At 64.7% G+C, this 24,825-nt stretch carries 21 protein-coding genes; 8 read left to right on the forward strand and 13 right to left on the reverse strand.

Going from position 1 to position 24,825, the window contains the following annotated elements:
* The first annotated feature begins 20 nt into the window (after window positions 1–20).
* From FHS96_RS18120 to FHS96_RS18145, 6 genes are all read left to right on the forward strand, one after another.
* Window positions 21–1,637: a GMC family oxidoreductase gene (locus FHS96_RS18120; RefSeq protein WP_429594711.1), complete on the forward strand. Its 1,617-nt coding sequence runs from the start codon at window positions 21–23 to the stop codon at window positions 1,635–1,637.
* 87 nt (window positions 1,638–1,724) lie between these two features.
* On the forward strand, window positions 1,725–2,474 hold the full coding sequence (locus FHS96_RS18125) for a (2Fe-2S)-binding protein (protein WP_429594714.1): 750 nt from the start codon (window positions 1,725–1,727) through the stop codon (window positions 2,472–2,474).
* Complete coding sequence (locus tag FHS96_RS18130) at window positions 2,474–3,490, forward strand: FAD binding domain-containing protein (RefSeq protein WP_429594717.1); 1,017 nt, start codon at window positions 2,474–2,476, stop codon at window positions 3,488–3,490. The genes FHS96_RS18125 and FHS96_RS18130 overlap by 1 nt, the downstream gene beginning before the upstream one ends.
* The gene (locus tag FHS96_RS18135; RefSeq protein ID WP_429594720.1) at window positions 3,490–5,661 is read left to right on the forward strand and encodes a xanthine dehydrogenase family protein molybdopterin-binding subunit; all 2,172 of its coding nucleotides are present in this window, start codon (window positions 3,490–3,492) and stop codon (window positions 5,659–5,661) included. The genes FHS96_RS18130 and FHS96_RS18135 overlap by 1 nt, the downstream gene beginning before the upstream one ends.
* Window positions 5,662–5,713: 52 nt before the next feature.
* Window positions 5,714–6,703, forward strand: a complete 990-nt coding sequence (locus tag FHS96_RS18140) for an AraC family transcriptional regulator (RefSeq protein ID WP_429594956.1) — start codon at window positions 5,714–5,716, stop codon at window positions 6,701–6,703.
* 251 nt (window positions 6,704–6,954) lie between these two features.
* Window positions 6,955–7,821: an alpha/beta hydrolase gene (locus tag FHS96_RS18145; protein ID WP_429594723.1), complete on the forward strand. Its 867-nt coding sequence runs from the start codon at window positions 6,955–6,957 to the stop codon at window positions 7,819–7,821.
* A 92-nt stretch (window positions 7,822–7,913) separates the two neighbouring features.
* On the opposite strand, the gene FHS96_RS18150 is transcribed toward FHS96_RS18145, so the two are convergent.
* From FHS96_RS18150 to FHS96_RS18175, 6 genes are all read right to left on the reverse strand, one after another.
* A complete protein-coding gene (locus FHS96_RS18150) occupies window positions 7,914–9,317 on the reverse strand; it encodes a glycoside hydrolase family 43 protein (protein WP_429594726.1) in 1,404 nt (467 codons plus the stop codon).
* A complete protein-coding gene (locus FHS96_RS18155; protein ID WP_429594728.1) occupies window positions 9,317–12,256 on the reverse strand; it encodes a glycoside hydrolase family 31 protein in 2,940 nt (979 codons plus the stop codon). Before FHS96_RS18155 ends, FHS96_RS18150 begins: the two co-directional genes overlap by 1 nt.
* A 109-nt stretch (window positions 12,257–12,365) precedes the next feature.
* Entirely contained in the window at window positions 12,366–13,826 is a 1,461-nt protein-coding gene (locus FHS96_RS18160; protein ID WP_429594731.1) for a DUF1593 domain-containing protein, read from the reverse strand.
* 51 nt (window positions 13,827–13,877) lie between these two features.
* Entirely contained in the window at window positions 13,878–15,482 is a 1,605-nt protein-coding gene (locus FHS96_RS18165) for an alpha-N-arabinofuranosidase (RefSeq protein WP_488168727.1), read from the reverse strand.
* Window positions 15,483–15,697: 215 nt separating this feature from the next.
* Complete coding sequence (locus tag FHS96_RS18170; protein WP_429594736.1) at window positions 15,698–16,486, reverse strand: SDR family oxidoreductase; 789 nt, start codon at window positions 16,484–16,486, stop codon at window positions 15,698–15,700.
* Entirely contained in the window at window positions 16,483–16,812 is a 330-nt protein-coding gene (locus FHS96_RS18175) for a nuclear transport factor 2 family protein (RefSeq protein WP_429594739.1), read from the reverse strand. Before FHS96_RS18175 ends, FHS96_RS18170 begins: the two co-directional genes overlap by 4 nt.
* 96 nt (window positions 16,813–16,908) lie before the next feature.
* Between FHS96_RS18175 and FHS96_RS18180 the strand changes: the two genes are divergently transcribed.
* On the forward strand, window positions 16,909–17,820 hold the full coding sequence (locus FHS96_RS18180) for a LysR family transcriptional regulator (protein ID WP_429594742.1): 912 nt from the start codon (window positions 16,909–16,911) through the stop codon (window positions 17,818–17,820).
* 125 nt (window positions 17,821–17,945) lie between these two features.
* Here the strand turns inward: FHS96_RS18180 and FHS96_RS18185 are convergent, their stop codons facing one another.
* The 6 genes from FHS96_RS18185 to tssB all read right to left on the reverse strand — a co-directional run bounded on the left by FHS96_RS18185 (window position 17,946) and on the right by tssB (window position 22,428).
* A complete protein-coding gene (locus tag FHS96_RS18185; protein WP_429594745.1) occupies window positions 17,946–18,476 on the reverse strand; it encodes a VOC family protein in 531 nt (176 codons plus the stop codon).
* Between the two features lie 113 nt (window positions 18,477–18,589).
* The gene (locus tag FHS96_RS18190) at window positions 18,590–18,988 is read right to left on the reverse strand and encodes a DoxX family protein (RefSeq protein ID WP_429594747.1); all 399 of its coding nucleotides are present in this window, start codon (window positions 18,986–18,988) and stop codon (window positions 18,590–18,592) included.
* A gap of 45 nt (window positions 18,989–19,033) precedes the next feature.
* Window positions 19,034–19,789, reverse strand: a complete 756-nt coding sequence (locus FHS96_RS18195; RefSeq protein ID WP_429594750.1) for a hypothetical protein — start codon at window positions 19,787–19,789, stop codon at window positions 19,034–19,036.
* A gap of 65 nt (window positions 19,790–19,854) precedes the next feature.
* Window positions 19,855–20,337, reverse strand: a complete 483-nt coding sequence (locus FHS96_RS18200; protein WP_429594753.1) for an Hcp family type VI secretion system effector — start codon at window positions 20,335–20,337, stop codon at window positions 19,855–19,857.
* 34 nt (window positions 20,338–20,371) lie between these two features.
* Window positions 20,372–21,865, reverse strand: coding sequence for a type VI secretion system contractile sheath large subunit (gene tssC / locus FHS96_RS18205; protein WP_429594756.1), 1,494 nt, complete (start codon window positions 21,863–21,865; stop codon window positions 20,372–20,374).
* A 14-nt stretch (window positions 21,866–21,879) separates the two neighbouring features.
* Window positions 21,880–22,428 carry a type VI secretion system contractile sheath small subunit gene (gene tssB / locus FHS96_RS18210; RefSeq protein ID WP_429594759.1) on the reverse strand — a complete coding sequence of 183 codons (549 nt, stop codon included), beginning with the start codon at window positions 22,426–22,428 and terminating at the stop codon, window positions 21,880–21,882.
* Between the two features lie 170 nt (window positions 22,429–22,598).
* On the opposite strand from tssB, the gene FHS96_RS18215 reads away from it, so the two are divergent.
* Window positions 22,599–23,687, forward strand: a complete 1,089-nt coding sequence (locus FHS96_RS18215; RefSeq protein WP_429594762.1) for a peptidoglycan DD-metalloendopeptidase family protein — start codon at window positions 22,599–22,601, stop codon at window positions 23,685–23,687.
* 107 nt (window positions 23,688–23,794) lie between these two features.
* Here FHS96_RS18215 and FHS96_RS18220 read toward each other — a convergent pair whose 3' ends face one another.
* Window positions 23,795–24,793: a type VI secretion system protein TssA gene (locus FHS96_RS18220; RefSeq protein WP_429594767.1), complete on the reverse strand. Its 999-nt coding sequence runs from the start codon at window positions 24,791–24,793 to the stop codon at window positions 23,795–23,797.
* Window positions 24,794–24,825 lie beyond the last annotated feature (32 nt).

The raw sequence follows: 24,825 nt of genomic DNA on the forward strand, positions 1-24,825 counted from the left end.
GCCGACGCGATCATGATCGCATGAGCGCGCTGCCCGATACCGCCGACTATGTCGTGATCGGCGCCGGCTCCGCAGGCTGTGTGGTTGCCAACCGGCTGAGCGCCGATCCGTCCACGCGGGTGGTGGTGTTGGAAGCGGGAGGCCGCAACGCCGGGCTGCTCGCCACGATGCCCGCCGGCATGGCGACACTGATGCGGGCGGCGAACCCCAGCAACTGGGCATTCGAAAGCGAGCCGGTGGAGGCGTTGGGCGGGCGGCGGATGTTCGTGCCCCGCGGCAAGGGGTGGGGCGGATCCTCGTCGATCAACGGCATGCTCTATGTTCGCGGCAATCGCGCGGATTACGATCAATGGCGGCAGATGGGTCTGGCCGGCTGGGGCTACGACGATGTGCTCCCACTGTTCCGCCGCATGGAGGACTTTGGCGGCGAGGCTGACGCGTGGCATGGCAAGGGCGGGGAACTGCCGGTGCGCTACGGCACCTCGCGCGACCCGATCTATCGCGCCTTCATCGCGGCGGCGAAGGCGGCAGGCCATCCCGAGACGGACGATTTCAACGGCCGCGATCAGGAAGGCGTCGGCCGTTACCAGGTCAACATCGAGGGCGGAAGCCGTGCAGGCGCCAGACGCGCCTTTCTCCTGCCGGCGCTGAAGCGACCCAACCTGACGGCGGGTACGGAACTGCACGTCACGCGCATCGTGGTGGAGGACGGCCGCGCCGTCGCGGTGGAATATGTACGCGGCAAGGATCGCATGCCCCGCCGCATCGCCGCCAACCGAGAGATCGTGCTGTGTGCGGGGACGATGCAGTCGCCGCAGCTGCTCGGCCTGTCCGGGATAGGGCATCCCGAGGATCTGCGCGCGCTCGGACTGGCAGTCGTTGCGGCGCTGCCTGGAGTGGGGCGCAACCTGCAGGACCATGTCGATATCGCCGTCACCTATCGCTCGCGCCTACCCTTGTTGTGGAGCCGGACGAAAGGCTGGCGCGCGGGTGCTATCGGCCTGCGCTATCTGCTGTCACGCAGCGGGCTCGGAGCCAGCAACTCGCTGGAAGCGGGTGGCTTCCTGCGCACCCGGCCGGAACTGGACCGGCCCGACGTGCAGATCCAGTTCATTCCCGGCGCGATGGTGAATCATGGGCAGAAGGGCATGCAGCCGTTCGACGGCTTCTCGATCGACATGATCGCGCTGCACCCCGAGAGCCGTGGCACCGTGCGGCTGCGTTCAGCCGATCCGTTCGCCCCGCCCGAAATTCGCCCGAACCACCTTGCCACCCCCGGCGATGTCGCGACCTTGCGCGCCGCCGTCCGCCTCGCACGGGCGATCGGCGAACAGCCTGCGCTGGCACCGTGGCGGATCGAGGAGGAAGAACCGGGGGCTGATGCGGTAAGCGACGCCGCGATCGACGCATGGCTGGTCGATCGCGCCGCAACGATCTTCCACCCCGTCGGTACCTGCCGGATGGGCACATCGGACGATCCCGGCGCCGTGGTGGACGCGGCGCTGCGCGTACGCGGGGTGACCGGGCTGCGCGTCGCCGATGCCTCGATCATGCCGACCATCGTCACCGGCAACACCAATGCCGCCTCGATGATGATCGGCGAGAAGGCCGCCGATCTCATGATGGGGCGTGCTTGACCCAGAACAAGCATCGATGAGCCGACGTGGCACTTCCGGCGGGGGCCGCTGACGTAACGCCCGGACATCGCCTGCCACGAACGCTCCGTGCTTGTGATCGAGACCTTCACGAACGAATCCCGGACGTTCGCGAAATTATACCGCGCCGGACCCGTGTTAGGGTACGGCGATGGAGATTCGCGCATGACAGATTATGCAGACGACAAGGATCAGGCGGCAGCGATCGAGTCCCGCCAGACTGTATCGCGGCGCGGCACTTTGAAAGGTGGAGCAGCGCTTGCCCTGCTGCCCCTCACGCCGGAAGGGCGGGCGGACGCGCAGCCTGCGACACCGGCGACCTCAGGCGTGGTAGTGGAGAACGCCCACTCTGTTCTTCTCAGCACATCCGTGAACGGCAAACCCGTCGAACTCAGGGTCGACGCCCGCAGCTCCCTGCTCGATCTCCTGCGTGAGAGGCTGGCGCTCACCGGCGCCAAGAAGGGGTGCGATCATGGTCAATGCGGCGCGTGCACCGTCCATCTCGATGGACGGCGCGTCGCCTCATGCCTCACCCTCGCCGCAAAGACGCAGGGCCGAGAGGTCATGACGATCGAAGGCCTTTCGAACGGAGAGCAGCTCCATCCGATGCAGCAGGCCTTTATCGATCATGACGCGCTCCAGTGCGGCTATTGCACACCGGGCCAGATCATGGCCGCCGTCGCCCTGGTGAACGAAGGCAATGCAACGTCCCGGCAGCGGATTCGCGAATATATGAGCGGCAACATCTGCCGCTGCGGCGCCTATGTCGGGATCGTCGCAGCGATCGAGGATGCCGCATCGAAGATGCGGAGGGCCTGATGCAGCCGTTCACATACATGATGCCCAGGACCGTCGACGAGGCGATCGCCGCATTCGGCAAGGCCGGGCCCGATGCCAGCTACATCGCGGGAGGCACATCGCTCTACGACGTGATGAAGCTCGACATCGTCCGGCCGCGTCACCTGATCGACGTCAGCGCGATCGAGGGGCTCGACGCGATCGAGACGCGCGGTGATCAGTTGCGTTTCGGCGCGCTCGCGCGGATGAGCACGGTGGCGACCGACAAGACACTCGTCCGCGACTATCCGGTGCTCGCGGAATCGCTGTGGAAGGCGGCGTCGCAGCAGCTCCGCAACATGGCGACGGTCGGTGGCAACCTGCTTCAGCGCACGCGCTGTCTCTACTTCCGCAACGGCACGGGCAATCCGTCGTCCGTCGGCCTCTATCCCTGCAACAAGCGACAGCCTGGCAGCGGCTGCGCCGCGATCGGCGGGCTCGATCGCGGGCAAGCGGTGTTGGGTCAAAGCGACGCCTGCACCGCGGTCAGTCCGGGCGACTGGCCGGTCGCGCTGACCGCGCTGGATGCCCATGTCGAACTCGCCGGGCCCGATGGGTCACGCACCTTGCCCATTGCCGAGCTTTATCGCCTGCCAGGCAATACGCCGCATCTGGAGTTCACGCTTCGGCCCGGAGAGATCATCGTCGCGATCGTCGTGCCCCGGACGCCCGCGGGGCGGCAATCGACCTACCACAAGGTTCGCGACCGGGAGAGCTATGCTTTCGCACTCGCGTCGGCCGCGGTGGCGCTGTACATGGACGGCGATCGCGTCCGCCGCGCGCATGTCGCGCTTGGCGGTGTCGGTACCCGGCCGTGGCGGGCCCGCGCGGCCGAACAACTGCTCGTCGGGCAGCGATTGACGCCGGCGAGTGCGCTCACCGCTGGCCGCGCCGCTCTGGAAGGTGCGCGAGCGGGCAAACATAATGGTTTCAAGATCGACCTTGGCGCACGCACCGTAGCAGACGCCTTGACGATCGCCGCGGAAAGGAACGCCTGATGCCGTCCGCCCCCTTTTCCGAACGGGCGCGCTTCGATGCGCGCGATAAGGTGCTCGGCCGCACCCAGTTCACCGCCGATATCCAATTGCCGGCCATGCTTTTCGCCATGACCGTGGCTTCAACCATCGCGAAGGGCCGCGTGACGTCCGTCGCGACCGATGAGGCGATGAAGATCCCCGGCGTATTCAGGGTCCTCACGGCGGAGGATTTCCGCGCCCCGACACCCCCGCCCAAAGGCGCAACCGGCATGGCGGCCGCGCCTGCGGTCCCGACGATCGTGCCTGACATCGCCTATCGCGGCGCGCCTGTCGCGCTGGTCCTCGCGGAGTCGATCGAGGCTGCGGTTCAGGGCGCGGAGGAGGTCCGCGCCGTCTACGCGCCATCGCCCTCCTTCTCGCCCCTCATCACCAGCGAAGGCGCTGCAAGAGAACCGTCCGAACCTGTACAGGCGGGCAACGCCACCGAGGCCATGGCGCGAGCGACCACCGTCGTCGAAGCCGAATATGAATGCCCCGCCCAGCACCACAATCCGATCGAGATGCTGTCCACCATGGCGGTCTGGTCCGGGGGCCGTCTGACCATCTATGAGGCGACGCAGGGCGCCCAGGTGGTCAAGGCAAACGTCGCCAAGTCGCTGGCGCTCGATCCGGCGATCATCGACGTGAAATCCAGCTATGTCGGCGGCGGCTTCGGCCAGAAGGGCACCCCGCAACGGCAAACCGCGCTGGTCGCGCGCGCTGCGATGCTGACGGGGCGTCCGGTCAAGCTGGTAATGCCGCGCGGTCAGGTCTTCCACAACGCCAGTTTCCGGCCGCTCAGCCGCCACAAGATCAAGATCGGCGCCGACGCCGGCGGCCAGATGGTCGCGATCGAATATGACGCCGACCATCAGCAGTCGCGAGGCGGCCAATTCCCGCCGCACTATCATGAGTCCCAACCGCAGATGTATGGCGTTGCGAACTATGATGGGACGACCGCCAACGTCCGTATCGACACCCAGGCGCCAGGTTACATGCGCGCGCCTCACCCCCATCCAGCGTCCTTCGCGTTTGAAGGCGTCGTCGACGAATTGGCCTATAAGCTGGGCAAGGACCCGGTGGCGTTTCGCCTGGCGCACGATGCCAAGCTCGATCCAATTTCGGGGCACCCGCTCTCATCCCGGTTCCTGAACGAGTGCATCGCGCAAGGCGCCGAGCGCTTCGGCTGGAGCCGGCGCAGCCATGCGCCCGGTTCGATGGTGCTGGCCAATGGCACGCAGGTCGGGCTTGGGGTCGCGTGCGGCGCCTATCCGGCCATCACCTCCGCGAATATCGCCAAGCTGCGCGTCTCGGCAGACGGCAGCACGCGCTTCGCCGTTTCCGCGCACGAGATGGGCCAGGGAATCCGAACCGTGATCGCGCAGTCGCTTTTGCGCCAGCTCGACATCGATCCCGCCCGGCTCGACCTGCAGATCGGCGACACGGCTCTCGTGCCGCAACATCTGACGGCCGGGTCCTGGGGCACCGCGAGCGTCCTTCCCGCCATCGATGCGGTTGCTGCCAAGATGAAGGCTGCCATCGACGAACTGCTGGCGGGACGACAGATCGACGGCAATCTGCACAGGAAGCTCGCAACGGTCCGACGGCCCTATATCGAGGTGGAGGTCAGTACGCTGGCGCCGGGGCAGGAGGACCGCGCGCTGCTGGGGTTGCGCGCGGCGGGCTACGCGCTTGCCGGGCCCGAATATCCATCCTTCACGACCTTCAGCTACATCGCCCACTTCGCCGAGGTGCATGTCGAACCGCGGACCCGGCGGGTTCGGGTTCCAAAGGTCGTCAGCGTCGCGGATTGTGGCCGGGTGGTCTCGCTGCGAACCGCAGCGAGCCAGGTCCGTGGCGGCGTGGTATGGGCGATCGGGTCGGCGCTGCGTGAGGAGACCGAAGTCGATCCGCGCTTTGGCGGCTGGCTCAACAATGACCTTGCGGATTATGTCGTGCCGGTGAACGCCGATATCGGTGAGCTCGATGTGAGCTTCATCGATCGGCCGGACCCGCTATTGAACGCTACCGGTTCGAAGGGGCTGGGAGAAGTCGCGATGGTCGGAGCCGCGGGCGCTGTCGCCAATGCCATCTATCATGCGACCGGCCGCCGACCGCGCCGCATGCCGATCAGGATCGAGCATCTTCTTTAGATGTCTCCGCCGCAGGCACCGACGCGCCGCGATCGAGATTGACGGACTGCCCATGGACCCACTCTCAGACGTGCTATCGCTCCTGAAGCCCCAGGCTCATGTGTCTTCGGGGTTCGACGCCGGCGGCGCGTGGGCCGTTCAGTTCGGCGACCAGCACAAGATGATCAAATGCTATGCCGTCGTATCGGGCGGCTGCTGGCTGAGCGTCGAGGGCGTCGATGACCCGGTCTGGCTTGGCGGCGGAGACTGCTTCGTCCTACCCACCGGCCGGCCTTTTCGCCTGGGCAGCAATCTCGACGGACCGGCCGTGCCGGCGGCCGATATCTTCCCGCCGGCACGGCGGGGCGGGGTCGTGACGATCGGCGACGGCGACGGCCTGTCCCTGGTCGGGAGCCGCTTTGGCGTCTCGGGCAGCCAGGCCGAGATGCTGCTGAGCTTCCTGCCGCCGATCATCCACATCCGCGAGCAGCCCGCCCAGGAAGCACTGCGCTGGTGCGTCAAGCAGATGATGTATGAACTTCGGAACGGAGAGCCCGGCAACGCGCTCGCTGTCCGGCACCTCGCCCACCTGATGCTGGTGCAGGCGCTCCGCGTGCCCCTCTCGGCAGCCGACGGCGATCGGCGGGGCTGGTTCTTCGCGCTCGCCGACCGGCAGCTTGGCGCAGCCCTGATGGCCATCCACGATGATCCGGCGCGGCCGTGGACGCTGCAGGCGCTCGGGGCGATCGCAGGCATGTCGCGCTCCACCTTCGCCGTCCGGTTCAAGGAGCAGCTTGGCCAACCCGCCATGCATTATCTCGCGCGGTGGCGGATGCTGTTGGCCTGCGAGCGGCTCGAGCAGACGAACGATCCCGTTGCAGCGGTTGCGACATCGCTGGGCTATGAGTCCGAGAGCGCATTCAGCACCGCCTTCAAGCGCCTGATCGGATGCGCACCCCGTCAGTTTGGCCGTGCAGCGAAAGAGGAACATCCCTCCCCTCCCCAACGCTCGCCCTTCCTCTCGCCGATCGGCTCGATGCCGGCCGACCAAACGGCGATGTGAGCGAGACGGCCGGAGGCGCGTGATGCTGCTTGCGGCACCGCGCTTCGGATTCGTCGTTCGCGCTTCTGCCCGGCTTCGTTATGGTCGAGGCGATGCTTCGTGAGTGCAGAGCCAACGCCGGAGTATAGATGAGGACGATCATTCTCGCGGCGCTGCTCTTTGCGCTTGCCGCCGCGCCCGCAACCGCCCCGGCCGAGCGCGGGCCGGTCAACCGCGGGCTGACTGACCGTGGGGCGACTGGGCGCCAAGTCGTGCAGGACGCCTTGTTGCAGCACGGACGCCTTGAGGGGCCGTTCGAACTCCACTCCCGCATCTACCCCGGTACGGTGCGCCGTTACTGGGTCTATGTGCCGAAGGCTTATGATCCGGCGCGGCCGCCCAACCTGCTGCTGTTCCAAGATGGCCAGCGCGCGGTAAACCCGAGCGGTTCGCTCAAGGTCCCGGCCGTCCTCGACCAGCTCATCGCGGAACGGGCCATTCCGGCCACGCTGGGCATATTCGTGACCCCTGGCAATCGCTCCGAGCATTATCCCGCCGACCTCGGCATGCAAAACCCGGATCATCGGGCCGAGGAATATGACGCGCTCTCCGACAACTATGCGCGCATGACGCTGGAGGAGCTGCTGCCTGCGATCGCGCGGAGGTGGCGGTTCACGGACGACCCGAAACGGCGCGTGATCGGCGGCACCTCCAGCGGCGCGATTGCGTCATGGACGGTGGCATGGCGTCATCCGGATGCGTTCGGGAACATCATCAGTTTCATCGGCAGCTATACGTCGATCGGGCTCGCGCTCGGCCCCGACGGTTCACCCCTCACCTATGGCGGTGACACCTATCCCGGCCTCATCCGCAAAAGCGCGATCCGCCCCTTGCGGATCTTCCTGCAGGACGGCAGCAGCGATCTCGACAACGAGCATGGGAACTGGTTCCTGGCGAACCAGCAGATGCTGAAAGCGCTCCAATGGGCAAACAAGCGCGCTGACGAAGAGGGGCGCCCCGGCCCGCGATACGATGTCAAGCACGCCTGGACCGACGGAAGCCACTCGGACGCCGATGGCGGCGCGATCCTGCCCGACGTGCTGCGGTGGATCTGGCGGGATCAGCAACCAGGCAGCTAGGCATAAGTCCGCTTGCCGGGCGCTACACGATCCACGCCGGGGAACTGACGTTTACCGGCCAAGCGAACATCAATGCAATCCGATCCGCAGTCTCATCGCGCAAAGCGCCAATAGTCGAAATCGAATAGCGGGCGATCGCCGTTGCCCTTGAAGATCAGATATAGGTCGCGGGTACCGATTGCGCCACGGATCGAGGTCGCGCGCTCCTGCCACTGGCCGGTCGAGCCGGTTGCGCCGACCTGAAGCGTTCCGATCACCGGGCCATCGATGCGATCCAGACGAAGTTCCACCGCCGAACCTTCGGCGCCGTTAGCGACGGACGCAACGAAGCGGCGTGCGCCGGCAGTCCCGAAATCCACGCCCGCCACCTTGATGTAGCTGCGGTCCAGCACGCGCGTCACGTAGATCCCCGTGCGCGCATCGCGTGCGGTGGTGACGCCGGGCGCCCAGTCATAGTGGCGATCGCGATCGCGCCTGATCCGCGATGTCCAGGCGATCGTTTCCGCCTCTACCCGCTTGTAGGGGTCGAGCGGCTCGATCTGGGGTGCGCCAGCCACATCCCACCAGTGGAGGTTCGGGATGGTGCCATCCGCATTGTAGGCGAACTTCGCGACGGTTACCGCGCGCCGCTCATGATGGATCGGCGTCATTGCAAAGTTCAGCTCATAGTTGAAGCCGAACAGGTAAGAGCCGCCCTTATAGTCGATGATGCCGGGATGGTTGCCGGTGGCGCGGGCGTCATGGTCCATGATCGGACCCTTGTAGGTCCAGGGCCCGGTCGGCTTGTCACTCATCGCATAGCCGATCCCTTCGGAACAGCAGGTCGAGGCGAACGCCATATAGTACCGCTTGTCGCGTTTGTAGAACCACGGCCCCTCCTGATAATCGAGCACGCGATCAACCTTGGTGATCGGGCCCGAATAGGAGGTCATGTCCTTGTTGAGCTTCACATACCAGAGGTCAGGATTGCCCCAGTAGAGATAGGCCTGCCCGTCGTCATCGATCCAGACCGTCGGATCGATGAAGCCGTCGCTTGCAGCGATCAGCGGCTTGCCGAGCACATCGATGAACGGCCCTTCCGGCCTGTCGGCGACGGCAACCGCTATGACGTTCTTCGGCGAACCGGCCACGCTGATCGGTGCATACAGGTAGAATTTACCGTTGCGCGCGATCACCTGTGGCGCCCATGCATCGTTGGTCTGCACAGCCCATGGGAAAGTCTTGAGCGATGCGACGGTGCCGCGATCCGTCCAGTTGACCATGTCGGTCGAGCTGTAGAGCAGCCAGTCGAGCATCTTGAAGCCTGAGGCGTCATCCTCGTCGTGGCTGGTGTACAGATAGACGACGCCATCATGCACCAGAGGCGCCGGATCAGCGGTGAAGCGGGTCTGGATGATCGGCGGGCCAGCCTGCGCGAAAGCCGGGCAGGCTGCCAGGATGGAGAGCGCAGGGAGCCACCGGCGGCTCGCCGGAAACAGACGCCGCAACCGCTTCATCAGAACTGCACCTTCATGGCTTTGCCGCTGTATGAAATGACCTTGGTCGCGGGCAGCATGTCCATGCCGCCACGGCCGACGCCGTTCATGAGCACGAGCTTGAGCTCGCGGCGCGGCGTCATTCCGGGGAAGCTGCCCTGACGTGCTTCCACATTCAGCGTCTTCGTCGCGTCGTTCCACACCAGGTCATAGGTGGCGCGAGCGCCTTTTTCATAAGCATAGGTCTCGTTGTCGTCCTCGTAGAGGGTGAAGCGGGCGTCGGCACCGGGGTAGATGCGAATTTCATAGGCGGCACCCGGATCCTGCGTCGCATATTGGACGTTGGGCCCCATCGGCAGGATCGATCCCGCGCGCACATAGAGCGGAATCAGATCGAGCGCCGCCTGGCGGGTTACGCGGCGACCGCCCTCGAAACGCTCGTTGGTCCAGAAGTCATACCAGCCGGCACCTGCCGGCAGATAGGTTTCCATGCTCTCGTCGAGCGCGGGCTTCGGCCCCGCGATCGCCTGTCGCTCACTGGGCCGAAGCCAGGCGAGGCGGAGCATGCGATGGCCGTCGACCTGATAATAGTCGATGCCGACCTTGATCGCCTGTCCCTTGCGCAGCGCCACGACGGCGCCCTTGTAACGGGCGGATCCAGGCGCCCAGTCCTCCACGACGGTCTTGCCGTCCAGCTTCAGGCGGAAGCCGTCATTGCCCTCCAGCCCAATCTCATACTCACCATCTTCGGGGGCGGTGATCGTGCCCTCCCACTTGGCGGAGAAATGCTGAAGACTTGCAAGACCCGCTGGCACCTCCGCCAGCGGCGGATCGGGCCACGTGTGATCGATCTTCAGATCAACCGACCCGCTCTTGCGCGTGTCGAAATTCTCGCCTTCGAAATATTGAACGGCAAGACCCGGCTCGCCATCCGGGGTGCGCAGATATTCCGTCGGGATCGTCGCGGCCGGCGGCGGCAGGATGTTGTACATCGCGCGGGTCACCGGATGAACGAGGATCGAGGGGCCGAACATGAAGCTGTCGTCGATCGTGTCGGTTGCGCGATCGTCCGGGAAGTCCATCATCAACGGCCGCATCAGCGTGTAGCCGTCGGACGTCACCTTGGCGCTCAGGCTGTAGATATAGGGAAGCATGCGATAGCGAAGCTGCGTAGACTTGAGCAGCGAGGCGTAGACATCGCGGTCCGTCGTTCTGAACAGATAGGGCTCGCGTTCGACGTTGGTGCCGTGAATGCGCATGATGGGATTGAACGCCGAAAATTGCAGCCAGCGCGCATAGAGCTCGCGCCAGGCCGGGTTCTTCTCGCCGCCGGGAAAGTCCGCGACGAAGAAACCGCCGGTATCCTGCGTCCAATAGGGGTTGCCGGTCACCGTCACGTTCACGCCGTCCGCCACCTGCTGCTTCAGCGTCTTCCAGCTGGCGAAGATGTCGCCGCTCCACGATGCCGCCGCCGTCCGCTGCGCGCCTGCCCAGCCGGACCGGGTCAGCGTGAACACGCGCTTGTCGCTGGTCGCCCGCTGCCCGTCATAGGTGCCCTGCGTGGTCAGCAGCGAATAGGGATTGAGGTAGCGGGTGAAGTCACCCAACGCGTTCTTGTCCAGCGCCTTCGTGTCGCGGATATTGTCCTGCGCGTTCCACATCGCGCTCGACACCTCGATTTCGGTCCCGTCCATCCACAGCGCGTCGACGCCTTTGTCGAGAAGGCCGGACTTGATGTGCTTGAAGTAGATCTTGCGGCCGAGCGGGCTATAGGCGTCATAGACGCGCGCTTTCTTCGAGATCCAGTGCAGCGGCGCGAAGCGCAGGCCGTGGCTGTCGAGTTCCTTGGCGAGGGCGGTGTCGTTGCCGACCGACGGCCAGATCGACACCATCAGCTTCATGTTGAGATCATGCACTTCGCGAACCATGCCGGCGGGATCGGGGTAGCGTGTCGGCTCCCAGATCATCCCGCTCCAGCTGCCGTCCTTGTCCGATCCCCAATATTGCCAATCCTGGACGATATAATCGAGCGGGAAGCCGTCTCTGCGGAAGGCGCGGGCGACGTCGAGCAGTTGCGCCTGCGTCTTGTAACGCTCCTTGCTCATGAACAGGCCGAACGCCTGCTTGGGGAACATCGGCGCTTGGCCGGTCAGGTCGCGATAGGCCCCGACCACCGCATCCGGCGTCTCGCCCGCCATGAAGTAATAATCCACGCCGCCCGGCGCACTTTCGGCCCACATCGACGCACCGTTCGCATCGTCCTTGAATTTCATCTGAGAATAGCTGTCCCACATCACGCCATAGCGGCGCGAGGACATCAGCACCGGAATGATGATGCCGACGTTGGTCTGGACGAGCAGCAGGTCCTTGCCGCGGCGATTGCTCGTCTCGGTGCCGTTGAAACCCAGGCCATAGATCGCCTCGTCCGGGCGTAGGGTGAAGCGGTTGCTCGCCTCCAGCGTCGGCGCGCCGGATATCGTCAGCTTCCTCAGCGTCTGCGGCGCTGCGGAATTTTCCTCGGTATAAAGCTGCCCCGAAGCGTCGAAGAAGCGCAAGGCACCGCTCGCCTTGCTGACATCGACCCGCAACCGGGCGGTCTTGATCGTCAATGTGTCGGCAGTTTGCGAAAGTGCAAATGCCACGGACTGCGGCTTGGCGATGACGGCCAGGCTGGGTGCGGTCCAGTAATTCTCACCCAGATTGGCATTAACCCGCAGGGTTGCCGGGCCGTAGAAGATCAGGTTCTTGGTGACGCCGCCCACGCGAATCTGCACGCCTTGGGCGAGGCGGATGAAGGCAAAGCCGCGCGCAGCGGCCGGGATGACGCCTTGCAGGTGACCGCGGGCATCAAGCCCGGTCGAAGCGACACTTCGTGCCGGCTCCGATGCCACCGCTGCAATCGGCGCCGTGCCGAGCCCCAGCAGCGCCGCCGACAGCCACAGACGATATTTTCCAGGCATTGCGCCCCTCCATTATACGCACCGGGCCGCGTTCCGCCCAGTGGTTACGTTAACATTCTATCCCCGGGGCGACGCGGCGTTCCGCCTGCAGACGAACCGGGACCTGCCATCAAGGCTCGATGGTGACGATCACCCGGGCATATCGTGTGAGCGGCGGAGAGCCCTTATCTGACACTGCGACGATGAAATGCGCGTCACGGGGGGCATCGACCTTCGGTGCGGTAAAATCGACCGTGTGTATATTGGGCGAAATGCTGGACGCGATCGCGCTGCTCCAGCCGCCGACTTCCGGATAGTGAAACCAGTAGTAGCTCAGGCTGTCCCCATCAGGATCGGTCGACGCGACGGCGCTCAGCACGAAACGCTGCCCGCTTTTTACCGTCATGTGCGCGGGGCCGGCAAGCGTCACGACCGGCGGATGGTTCGCGTCCTTGTAGGCCCTGGTGGTCCAATCCATTCGCGCAGCGAAGTCGTTCTGAAAATCGGGCCGCCAGCGCCACAGCGTCGCGCGAAAATCCTTGTAGGACCGATCGCCGGGCGCGACGGCCCTGCCCACATGGTTGCGAACCAGCGGCGTCACATTGTCGGTCGCGTTCGTCCAGATCGGCCGTGTTTCGGCTTCGATCGGCACGCCGCCGGTGAAACCGGACGGATCGGTCGTCTGCCGGGGAGGCGTGTAGAGTTCATAGCGTCCACCCCATCCGCCCCAGTCCGGGCGCTCAGGATTGCCGAGGCCGTTGGGGATCAGCGAGAGATAGGCGGGCGTATCCCCTTCCATGCCATAGGCAACATCGGGATAGGCCGCGCCGAGCGGGCCATGGCCCTGCTGGATATGGTCGCGCAGCCAATCGTTCGAGATTATGTCGTTGTCCGCGCCATCGATCCGCGCATGGATACCCGTCCACGTGCCCGAACCATAGCCACCCGGGCTTACGACATAGAAGAGATCGGGGAAGGTCTTGCGGATCCAGGCCCCGCTGTCGTCCTGATCGGAGATGGTATAGACCCGCAACTTGGCGACCAGACGCTTGAGGTCTTCCGGCGATCGGCTTGCCTTTAGGCTATGGAGCGCTTGGGCCAGGGTGTTGGCGCCACCCCATATCGATACCCACAGCGGGCGGGGATCGTTCCGTTCGAGCGCCTCGATGATGAGGCGCGAACCGGCCGTATCGCGCCCCGTGCCGACCATCGCCATGCCATAGCCCGGCTGCCCGTCTCGCACCAGGGATGTCAGCCTTGCCGCGTGCGGATACCCCGGCTCGTGCAGCGCCAGATTGGGCTGCACCTTGCCATAGGCATCGATGATCCGCCGGATGGAATCCGGATGGATCGATGTCTTCATATGGGTGGAAGTCGTTGCGACCAGCCCCTCCATGTCGATCTGGTTGGCATAGAGGAACAGGCGGATGAAGGATTGGCTATCGTCAGGGTCCGCCTCGATGTCGCTCAGCACGATGAGGCGCTGCCTTGCCGCCGGCGATGCGACGGAAGGCTGGGCGGGAGAGGCCGCCGGCGCAGCGACGGGAACGATCGCCGCAGCGACTGCGGCCAATGCGACGACAGCTTTCATGCGATCCGATCTAGGTTCGTGCGGTCGTTCGTTCGACCTGGGATGGGGCCGTCATTCCGTCACGCTCAGCACCGTCACCGACTTGGGCGGCAGCGTCACCTTCAGGCGCCCGCCGATCACCCTGGCCGAAATCGGCTGCGGTTTGACGGTATCGGGCTTGTCATAGCTATTGACCGCATCGACCCGCGCAGCGGTCAGCATCGTGCCTGACGCGTTGCGCGCCCGGATGCCCGCCAGCGCCGCATCGATGTCGACCGGCTTGCTGGGATCGACGTTGGTGAGCGCGATCCACAGCTTCCCGTCGGTATCGCGTGCCGCGATCGCATCGATGCGTGGCACGCTGACGTCGCCGAATTTGTAGGTGCCGGCATCGAAGCTGATCGGCAACCGCGTCGCGTCCTGGAATGGCACATACATCTTGAAGAGGTGATAGGTGGGCGTCAGCACCATCTTCGGGCCGTCCGTCAGGATCATCGCCTGCAGCACGTTCACCATCTGGGCGATCGCGGTCATGCGCACCCGATCGGCATGGCGGGTGAACATGTTGAGGTTAATCGACGCTATGATGGCGTCGCGGATAGAGTTCTGCTGATGCAGGAACCCGTCCTTGCTGCCGGGCAGCTTGGCGAGCCACACGCCCCATTCGTCGATGACGAGCGGGACTTTCTTTTCCGGATCATATTTGTCCATCACCGCCGAATGGGTGCGGATCATATCCTCCATCTTCAGCGTGTCCTTGACGAGCATGGCATATTCGCGCTCGCCAAAGTCGATGCTCGAAAAAGGCGGGGGCCAGCTGATCCAGGTATAATGATGCATCGAAAGCCCCTCGATGCTCCAGCTCCAGTCATGGCTCTTCCACGCCTTCATCACCGCTTCGGTGTAGGCCGTGTCCATTCCTCCCGGACCGACGGCGATCCTCTGCATCGGATCCGACCCGGCGACCGATCCGCCGGCGGGGTTGTCAGTGCCCTGCTGCTCCAGGTTGAGATTGCGCGTGAACCGGGCGTACCGCTTCATCTCGTCGACATAATAGTCGGAGCTATAGGCGCCCCCGCAGCTCCAGCTCTCGTTGCCGAGACCCAGAAACTTGACCCGGTATTGCTTGGGGTGGCCGTTGGCGGCGCGTTCCGCGCCCGCTGTGGTGCCGGCGTCCGCGGTCATATAGGCGAGCCAGTCAGCGGCTTCCTTGACGCTGCCTGAGCCCATATTGACGGAGATATAGGCTTCGGTCCCGATCTGATCGACAAAATCGAAGAATTCGTCGGTGCCGAAGTCGTTCTTTTCTAGCGCGTTCCCCCAGCTGCCGTTCACCGTCACAGCCCGCCTGGCATGCGGCCCAACGCCGTCGCGCCAGTGATATTCATCGGCAAAACAACCGCCTGGCCAGCGGACACTCGGCACCTTCAAGGCTTTGAGAGCCTGCACGACGTCGCTCCGGATGCCCCGGACATTGGGTATCGGGGAATTCTCGCCCACCCAGACGCCGCCATATATCCCGGTTCCGAGGTTTTCGGCAAACTGGCCGAAAATATCGCGACTGATTTCTGGCCCGGTGCCATCGGCCGTGATGGTGATGGCCACGGGCGCCGACTGGGCGACGGCCGCGGCGGGGGTCAAAGCACAAGCCACCGCCACTATGGAGCTTAACCTCACCGCCCGATCCCTCCCGCGATTCCGCTATTGTTGGCCGAAGCATCCGTACGGCATTACTCAGACAATTTCCACCGCCGCGGTCGTGAGATATTCTCAAAATCGGTCGCGTCGATGAGCACGTGGTGGCGCGGATCGAGATCGGGCCAATCCTCTAACCACGCCGCTCGCCGGATCAGGACATCGGGGCGGTCCTGCCCGGCCGCCCCCCGACACCCTCAGACGGTATGGATGGTCCCGCCGTCGATCACGAACTCGGCGCCATGGATCGCGGCGGCCCGGTCGGAGGCGAGATAGGCGATGAGGTCGGCAACCTCTTCGGGCTCGGCGCCCCGCCCGATCGAGATCCCGCCCAAGGCATCGAGCACGGACTGGCGCGCGTCCTCGACCGTGCCGCCATTGGCCGCCCGTAGCATTTCGAGAAAGTCGCCGGTTGCCTCCGTCATGATCCAGCCGGGCGAGACGGAATTGACCCGCACGCCCTTGGGTCCAAGCTCCTTCGAGATCGACTTGCTGTAGGTTCTCAGCGCGGCCTTTGCGGCGGCATAGCCGGTCGTGGATTCGGGCAGAGGCAGGACGGACTGGATCGAGGTGGTGTGCACCACGGTGCCCGCGCCCCGCCCAAGCATCTGCGGGATCAGCAGGCGATCGAGCCGGACCGTCGCCAGCAGGTTGAGGTTCAACTCGGCGAGCCAATGGTCATCGGTCAGCGCGGCGAAGCCACCGGCCGGCGAAGCCGAACCACCGATGACATGGGCGAGAATGTCGATGCCGCCCAGCCGCTCGAGCGCTGCCTTGGCCAGCGCTTCACCGCCCGCCGCGGTCGTCAGGTCCGCCTCCAGATATTCCACGCCGTCGATCGGATCCCTGATCGTGCGGGCGGCGGTGACGACACGGGCTCCACCGGCCAGGAAGCGTTCGACCGTGGCGCGGCCCAGCCCCTTGGTGCCACCGCTGACGAGCACGCGCTTGCCGGCGAACTCGGTGGGATCGGCCTTGATGCTCATACCGTGGTCTCCAGAATCTTGATGGCACCATCCGCCAGCGTGAAGCGATAGGTGAAGCGGAGCGGGCTGCCCGGGAAGTCACCATGGGCGGGACCTTCGACGACGACATCGCCGCCTTCTTCCCGAACAGTATCGGGCACGAAGATCGCCTTCACCGGGATCACTTCTTCTTCGAAAAGCTGACGAATCGCCGCCTGCCCCTCGAAATGCTTGCCATTGTCGATGAAAACGGCGTCGCGCAGGAAGGGCTTCAGCATCCCGTCAATATCGAGACGGGCGTTCGCCTCAACAAAGTCGGCAATCGGCTTGGGTAGGTCCATTGACATGTTCATCTCCTCGACGGTGACGAGGCATAATTAGCGATGGACTTTTCGCCTGATAATCGAGACAAATCGACATATGGTGTCACGGAGATCGGGATAATGACGCGCCACTCCCTCCTCGAACTTGAGGCGGTTCTCGCCATCGTTCGGTGCGGCTCGTTTCGGGCGGCAGCGCTCGATCTCGGGATGTCGACCACCGCCATCAGCAACGCGGTGGGAAAGCTCGAACGGGAGCTTGCGGTGCGGCTGTTCAATCGCACCACGCGCAGCGTCTCGCTCACCTACGCGGGGCGGATCTTCGTCGCACAGATCAAACCTGCGCTGGAGGACATCCAGAAAGCAATGAACACGGCGCGCTCCCAGCAGGAGACACCGTCCGGCACCCTGCGCATCAATGCCTTCGCAACGGCGGCGCGCGAGATCATGGCGCCGCTGGTGCTGAGCTATCTGCAGCGCTATCCGCAGGTTCATATCGACCTTGTCACCGAGGGGCGGCTTGTCGACGTCATAGCGGCGGGCTTCGATCTGGGCGTGCGCAGCGCTGATCTGGTGCCCAGCGACGCGATAGCCATCCCGCTGGGACAGCAGCGACGTATGGCAATTGCCGCATCTCCCGCATTTTTCGAGAGCAGGCCTATCCCCCAAGTGCCCCAGGAACTGCTGACCTACCCCTGCATTCGCGTGCGGCTTCCAAACGGCGCATTGTTTCGCTGGCGGTTCGAGAAAGACGGCGAAGAATTGCAACTCGACGTCGAGGGCCCGATGACCCTCGACGAAGCCTCGCTGGCCCGGATCGCAGTCTCCAGCGGCGTAGGGATTGGCTATTTCATGGAAACCGATGTGCGCGAAGACATCGCGGCGGGGCGGCTCGTGCGTATTCTCGAAGACTGGACGCCGCCGCTTGTGCCTCTGTGCCTTTATTATTCCAATCGGCGCAATTCTTCCGCCGCCTTCCAGGCCTTTATCGCGCTCGCGCGGGACTTCGCCGCCGGACGGCTTGCACAAGCTTGAACCTGTTAGTGCGCGCACCGCAAGATCGATCGACCGATTGTGCTCCCCCCGAACATGCACTGTCGAGCCTTTCGAAAGCGTCAGCATCGCCGCCTCGATGAACGGGGTGTTTTGGGCCGCTTTGCTCAGTCCTCGTCTTGCCGCCTGCGCAGATCCGTCTGGTCAAGATAGGCTATGCGGTCGGGTGATGTTATGAATTCCATCGTCGTGCCCCATGGCATGCGGCAGTAGCACAGCTTGTTTCCAGGGCCTTTTTCGGTTGCATAGCGAATGGCGCGCGGCACGGTGAGGGGCGTGCCTCCGGCCTTCCGGAAGCGCTCGACCGAGGCGTCGATATCGTCCATGTAGAGCGCGAAATGCGTGATGCCGAAGTCGTTTGCGCGGATCGGCTGGGCCTGCTCGGGACAGTGCATTTCGAAGATCTCGATATCGGGCCCCATACCGATCTTGACCATCGCCTGCGTATGAACGACCGTTCCGGGAAGAGCGCCGATGGCTTGCTCGAATTCGGTGCCTGCCGCAGCGGATCCGTCCAACGTTCTGGAAAACGAACATCTCAGGGGCGAGTGTTCATCCTTTTGGGAAAACCGACAGTTTGGAAGCGACAGGATCGAACGGCGGCGTGCCGACGCCCTCCCTGCGGACAGTTCGGCCACGACCGCTGCGTGTGGGGTCCTTCGTCCGATCCTGTCGCTTCCTGCTCGCGAGTGGTGGCGCGAGCATCTCCGGCGGCGGCGTGGGGGTGATTGGCCGCACCGGATATCGATCTTCAGGCGAGTGATGCCGTCGGTTCCTCCGTTGCGATCAGCCGCCGCAGGCGGGGATCGGCAAGATACAGCCCGATCCAGGCGACGACGCCCAGCAACAGGCAGATCAGTTGCGGCGGTGAGCCGATTTCACCGAGCCGGAAATGGATGGCGATCGCTCCACCCAGAAAGCCGGTGACCAGCACAGCGCCGAGCGGCGCCGTCGCCGGGATCGCGAGCAGGATCGCACAGCTCAGGGTGACGAACGCCAGCCGCTGTCCCGCATCCGCGGCGAAGCCGGCATGCGCCATCGTCTCGACGAGAAACGGCGGCGACAGGAATTGCAGCACGCCATCGAACGCGAGCAATCCGGCAACGACCAGCACCATTGTCCGCCCGGCAACGGGCGCAAATCCACGCATGATCAGAATATCCTTATTGATCGTCGAGGCGATCGAGCGCCTGGGTCAGACAGACGCGATCGTCTTCACGACCCTCGCAATCTGGGGAAATGTAAGGTTTCGCGCGCCAGTATCATGATCCCCACCAAGGTGAGAAAGGATGACGTGGCACTTGCGACCATCTTTCGAGGCACCCGTTCTGAAGGCGCTTTTCGAAGCGCCCGGTTGCGACCGGCCCGCGGTCGCCGCGTCGTACGTTTCCTTGTGCGACCAATAGGCTTCGAGGCTGCGGGTCATATCCTTCAGCTCTTCCCACCATCCGCCGGCATCGGTCGGCGTGCTGTTGTCCGCCAGGTCGGCGGCAGCGTCGCTGGCGAAGGCATCATAGCCCCCCATAGCTATGCTGGTGAGGCTCGACGTCATCGGTCCGATGAAGTCTCCTGCAAACCACGTACCGACATTCGAGATGATCTTCTTCTTCGCATCGTAGATCTTGTAGGATTCCGCCTTTTCCGACCCACGTGTCACGCTCATGAAGATGCGAAACGCCGTATCGCTGACGCCTTGATCGCCATTGAACATCGAATCGATCGATGGCGGCGCTTCTTCGACATAGACTTGCTCGGTACTGCTTTCGAGCGCCGAGACGAGCTCTCCGAATGTGTCGGCAGAAAGGACGATCGGGTATTTGCCCGCCCCCTTTTCACCGAGGATATAGCCTCTGGATGCGCGCATGGCAGGCAGCAAGCTATTGCCCTGCACCGCGAACGCCATCGAGCCGAGGCTCTGTACCGGGTGGCTCTTCATCCGCATGATCTTCATGATGCACCCCGTCTCCACGGCCGGGCGACGCACCGCAGGAGTGCGCCGCCCACCTTTCATCCGACTTACGCCGCGGCGTTCTTCGGGATGTTCCACTTGAACGAGTCGCTGCCGTCCGAAGAACCCGTGTCGCCCTGGCCCTGATACTTGAAATCGACTTCGGCGAAGTTGAGCGTGATCACCTCGGTCACCTGCTCGGATCCGGCGTTGCCGCCGAACTGGACGTTGGCGATGAACACCTTCTTCATCGTGATCACGACATATTCAAGCGGCTTTTCACCCGCCTTGCGCACCGTGATCACCGCTTCCGGCACATGCTTGCCGCTCGCGCACGCCTTCAGCAGCGAAGTGCTGGCGAGGTCGACATATTTGGTGACGGCGATGTCGTTGAAGTTCGCTTTGCCGGTGCCGGCGCCGCCGCCCATGTGCGCGGTGCCCATATTGCTCATGCCCCAGGTCCAGCCGATGATATCGATTTCGTTGGTGTGGGTCTGGTCTTCGGACTCGCCGTTGATGCCCTGGAGCTTCAGGAAAATATCGACTGCCATTTACTTGTCCTTTTTCGGAAATTGGGAAAGTTGATCAGTTCGCCGCCTTGGGCAGCCGCGAAACCATGCTCAGCGACACATCCATGCCCTCGAGCTGGTAGTGCGGGATCATCCGGAAGACGCCGCGATAGTAGCCGGGATTTTCCGGATCGGGGATCACCTCGATCGAGGCGCCCTTCAGCGGCTTGCGCGCCTTGTCCTGCTCCGTCGAGAAGTCCGGCTGCAGGTCGACATATTGCATGATCCAGCTCGTCAGGTCGCGCTGGAGCACCGGCGCCTCGCGCGTGCTGCCTACCCAGTCGCGCACGATGCACTTGAGGTAGTGCGCAAAGCGGCAGCTCGCGAAGATATAGGGCAGCCGCGCCGACAGATTGGCGCTCGCGGTCGCGTCCGGATCCTCATAGGCCTTGGGCGCGTGCAGGGTCTGCGCGCCGATAAAGGTCGCATGGTCGGTGTTCTTGCGATGGACCAGCGCCATCAGCCCGGCCTTTGAGAGTTCCGCCTCACGCCGGTCCGAGATCGCGATCTCGGTCGGGCACTTCACGTCGACGCCGCCCTCGTCGGTCGGGAAGATCGAGGTCGGCAGATCCTCGACGGTGCCGCCCGATTCCACGCCCCGGATGCGCGTGCACCAGCCATAGGTCTTGAACGCTTCGGTGATCCGCACCGCCAGCGCGTAGGACGCGTTCAGCCACAGATAATTGTCGTGCGAGCCCTCGGCGTCCTCCTCGAACGCGAAGTCCTCCACCGGCTCGCTGTTCGCGCCATACAGCCGCCGGCCCAGGAAACGCGGCAGGGTCAGCGCCATATAGCGGCTGTCGTTGGAATCGCGGAACGAGCGCCACGCCATGTAATCGGTCGCGTCGAACTGCTTGGCGAGGTCGCGCGGATTGGCGAGCTGGTGCCAGCCATCCATGCCGATCAGCTGCGGCGCGGCGGCCGCGATGAAGGGCGCGTGTGCGGCGGCGCCGATCTTTGACAGGCCCTTGAGAATGTCGATGTCGGGGCCGCTATGGTCGAAATAATAGTCGCAGGTGATCGCGCCGAACGGCTGACCGCCCAGCTGACCGAATTCCGCCTCGTAGATCCGCTTGAACAGCGGGCTCTGATCCCATGCCGCGTCGCGATACTGACGCAGCATCTTGCGCGTCTCGTCCTTCGAAATGTTGAGGACGCGGATCTTGAGGTCACGGCCGGTCGAGGTGTTGCCGACAAGATACCAGAGCCCGCGCCACGCCGCTTCCAGCTTCTGGAATTCCGGGTGGTGCAGGATCAGGTTGACCTGCTCGCTGAGCTTGCGGTCGATCGCCGCCTTCAGCGCGTCAACCGTCGTGAAAACGTCGTCGCCGATGATCGTTGCATCGGCCAACGCGCGCTGGGCGAGCGTCTTGACTGCTTCCTCGATGCGCGCCTGCTTCTGTTCGGTCGCCGGCTTGAACTCGCGCTGGAGGAGGCGGGTGAATTCGTCGCCGTCGAAAGCCTCGACGGTGCCGGCGGTGGGCGCCTGCTGCTGAACTGTTTGTTCCATGTCGCTTCCTTTGTTCAGGCTGCCGGCGCTTCGCCGTCATCGGCGGGTTGCGTGTCGCCATCGGTCGGGCTGGGCCGCGCCGCGGCGAGGCTCTGCATCAGCGCGGGATCCTTCAGGATCTTGTCGAGCAGTTCCTGCGCGCCCTCGCGCCCGTCCATGTAGAGCATCAGGTCGTTGAGCTGTTCGCGCGCCTCAAGCAGCTTCGCCAGCGCGGGCACGTTGCGGGCGATCTGGCCCGGCTCGAAGTCCTCGAGCTTGCGGAAGCTGAGGTCGACGCTGAGTTGCCCCTCGCCCGTCAGCGTGTTGCCGACGTTGAGCGTGGTGCGCGGCGCGATGCGCTCCATCCGCTCCTCGAAATTGTCCATGTCGAATTCGATGAAGTCGCGGGCATCGACCGGCTTCTTCTCGACCTCCGACTTGCCCGAAAGGTCGGACATCACGCCCATGACGAACGGGATCTCGACCTTCTGGCGTGATCCATAGGTCTCTACATCATATTCGATGTGCACGCGCGGCGCCCGGTTCTCCTTGATGAACCGCTGCCCACTCTTCTTTGCAGCCATGTCATGTCCTCGATCTCGTGGCGGAAATCCGCGGCTCTGGCGCAGCGGCCAGGTCGGTTTTCGGCGGCATCGGTTGCAGCCGCGTTTTGGGACGCAGCAACTGCATTACCATTGTCACGCAGCCGCGATCGGCGCTGGCCACGCCACGCACGTCGCGGCTAGCGGGGCGCATGCAGGAGCCGCCTGGCATCTTTCGCGGCGAGGGGATCCCCCCGCCGCCGCTCACCTATGATCCGCACGGCTGGATCATCGGCAGCGTGGCGGACGACGCGCGTCCCGCTGGATCGCGCGGCATCGTCGCCCCGCTCGCCATCGTGGCGGCGATGGGCGCGATCGCCGGCGCCGCCTGGATCGCCGCGCCCGTTGCGGCCCCGCCACAGCCGCCCCCGCCCCGTATCGCCGCCAAGGCCGCACCGCCTGCACCCGCGCCGCCCGCCATCCCCCGCAGCCAGCCGCCGCCGTCGCCCACCGACATCAGCATCATCCGCGGCGAGGTCGACCGCACCAGCTTCTATTCGTCGGCGGTGGCAGCGGGGCTTCGCGACACGCTCATCCCCGAATTCGCGCGGGCGATGGCGCACGACTTCGATTTCCAGCGCGAAGTGGCACCGGGCGACGTCTTTGAGGCCGCCTATCGCACCCCGGAGAACGCGCCACCCGAACTGCTTTATGTCGCGCTGACTACGCGGCAACGGTCGGTCACGCTCTACCGCTTTCGCGCGCCCGGCATGGCCGAGCCCGGCTGGTTCGACGGCAATGGCGGAAGCGCCACACGGTCGCTGCTGCGCACCCCCGTCGACGGCGCACGCGTCAGCTCGTCCTTTGGACCGCGCGTCCACCCGATCCTCGGCTACACCCGGCTCCACAAGGGGACCGACTTCGCCGTGCCGGTGGGGACGGCGGTCTATGCCTCGGGCACCGGCGTGGTCAGCTTTGCCGGCGCCGCGCGCGGCTATGGCAATTATCTGCGCATCCGCCACGCCGACGGCGTAGAAACCGCCTATGCACATCTGTCAGGGTTCGCCGAGGGCATCGCACCGGGCGCGCCGGTGCAGCAAGGCGATCTCATCGCCCGTTCGGGCAATAGCGGTCTCTCGTCGGGGCCTCACCTCCACTACGAAGTCTATGTAGAAGGCGTGCCGACCGACCCGATTACGATGGCGACGGCATCCGGCGGCGGCCTCGCGGGCGGCCAGCGCGTCGCCTTCCGGCAGGCGCGCGACCGGATCGATCGACTCCGCGCCACCCGCGGCGGGTGACGGCGTCTGGTTGCAATTGCAACATGAAGCCGCAGATCCGCCGCCAAGCTGCAATCCGCGCTTTCTAGCCCGCCGACATGAGCCGTCAGTGCCCAGCCGTCGCCTGTTTACTCGCCGCGCCCGCGCAGGATGCGCGTCGCGTCCTCGACCGAGCCCGGCGCGAGATCCTGAAGGATCGACACGAAATCGAGCGTCACCCAGCCGCGCGCCCGATCGAGCAGCAGCGGCACCGGGCTGGAGGGTTCATGCTCGCGGTAATAGCGCGATATCAGGTCGAGGTGCCGCAGCACATCGTCGCGCCCGCGGATCGCCCCGGTCGCGCGCGGCGCATTGTCCGGCGCCTCCGCACCCTCTCCTGCATCGGCGGCGATCGTCTCGTCCTCGGCGTGCAGTCCCGGCAGCAGCGCCACGATCGCAGCGCGCGCGCCGGCGACAAGATCGGTCAGCGCGCGGAAATTGGTGCCCGTGCCGCCGCCCGCTTCGGCGACCAGCACCGCGTCGGCACGCCGGATGCCGTCCCCGATCGCATCGAGCGCCTCGACAATCGCCAGCCACGCATCAGGCTCCACGCCCGCGATCGCGAGGCGGAACTGGCCATGCCCCTCCGCCGCCTCCCCCTCCTTGTGGAATCGCATCAGATCGGCGATCGCGAAGCGACCGAGGCGGGGATGCGCGAACACCGCCGCCTGTTCCAGCGGCATCAGCATCTCGCCGCGGCTGACCAGCGTATCGCACGCACCACGCCGGCTTTCGAACCCATAGTCCTCGATCGCGGGGTGCATCACCGCCCAGCATTGCTCAAGCAGCCCAGCGAGCAGTTGTGCGCCTTCGGCCACGATCTCCAGCGCCCCAGAGCGCGCACCCGCGCGGCACAGATAGACCGGCAGCCAGATGTCGCGCGTCCGTTGCGCCTGTTCGCGGATCGCGGCGATGATCGTGCGCCAGTCGATGTCGCGCTCGGCGTCGGCGATGCCGCTCGCGTCGATCGAGACCGACGCCTCGAACGCCTGTTCGATCAACTGCCGCTGCGGATCATAGGCGAGGTCGGGCCCACCCGGCGCGCCGTCCGCGAACGGCTTGCAGCTATCATCGGAGATCCTGTCCATGGCTGACCCTTGCATCCTTGCTGTCGATCCGT

Origin of the sequence: Sphingomonas zeicaulis (genome assembly GCF_050433225.1) — a bacterium.
Lineage (GTDB): Bacteria > Pseudomonadota > Alphaproteobacteria > Sphingomonadales > Sphingomonadaceae > Sphingomonas_D > Sphingomonas_D zeicaulis.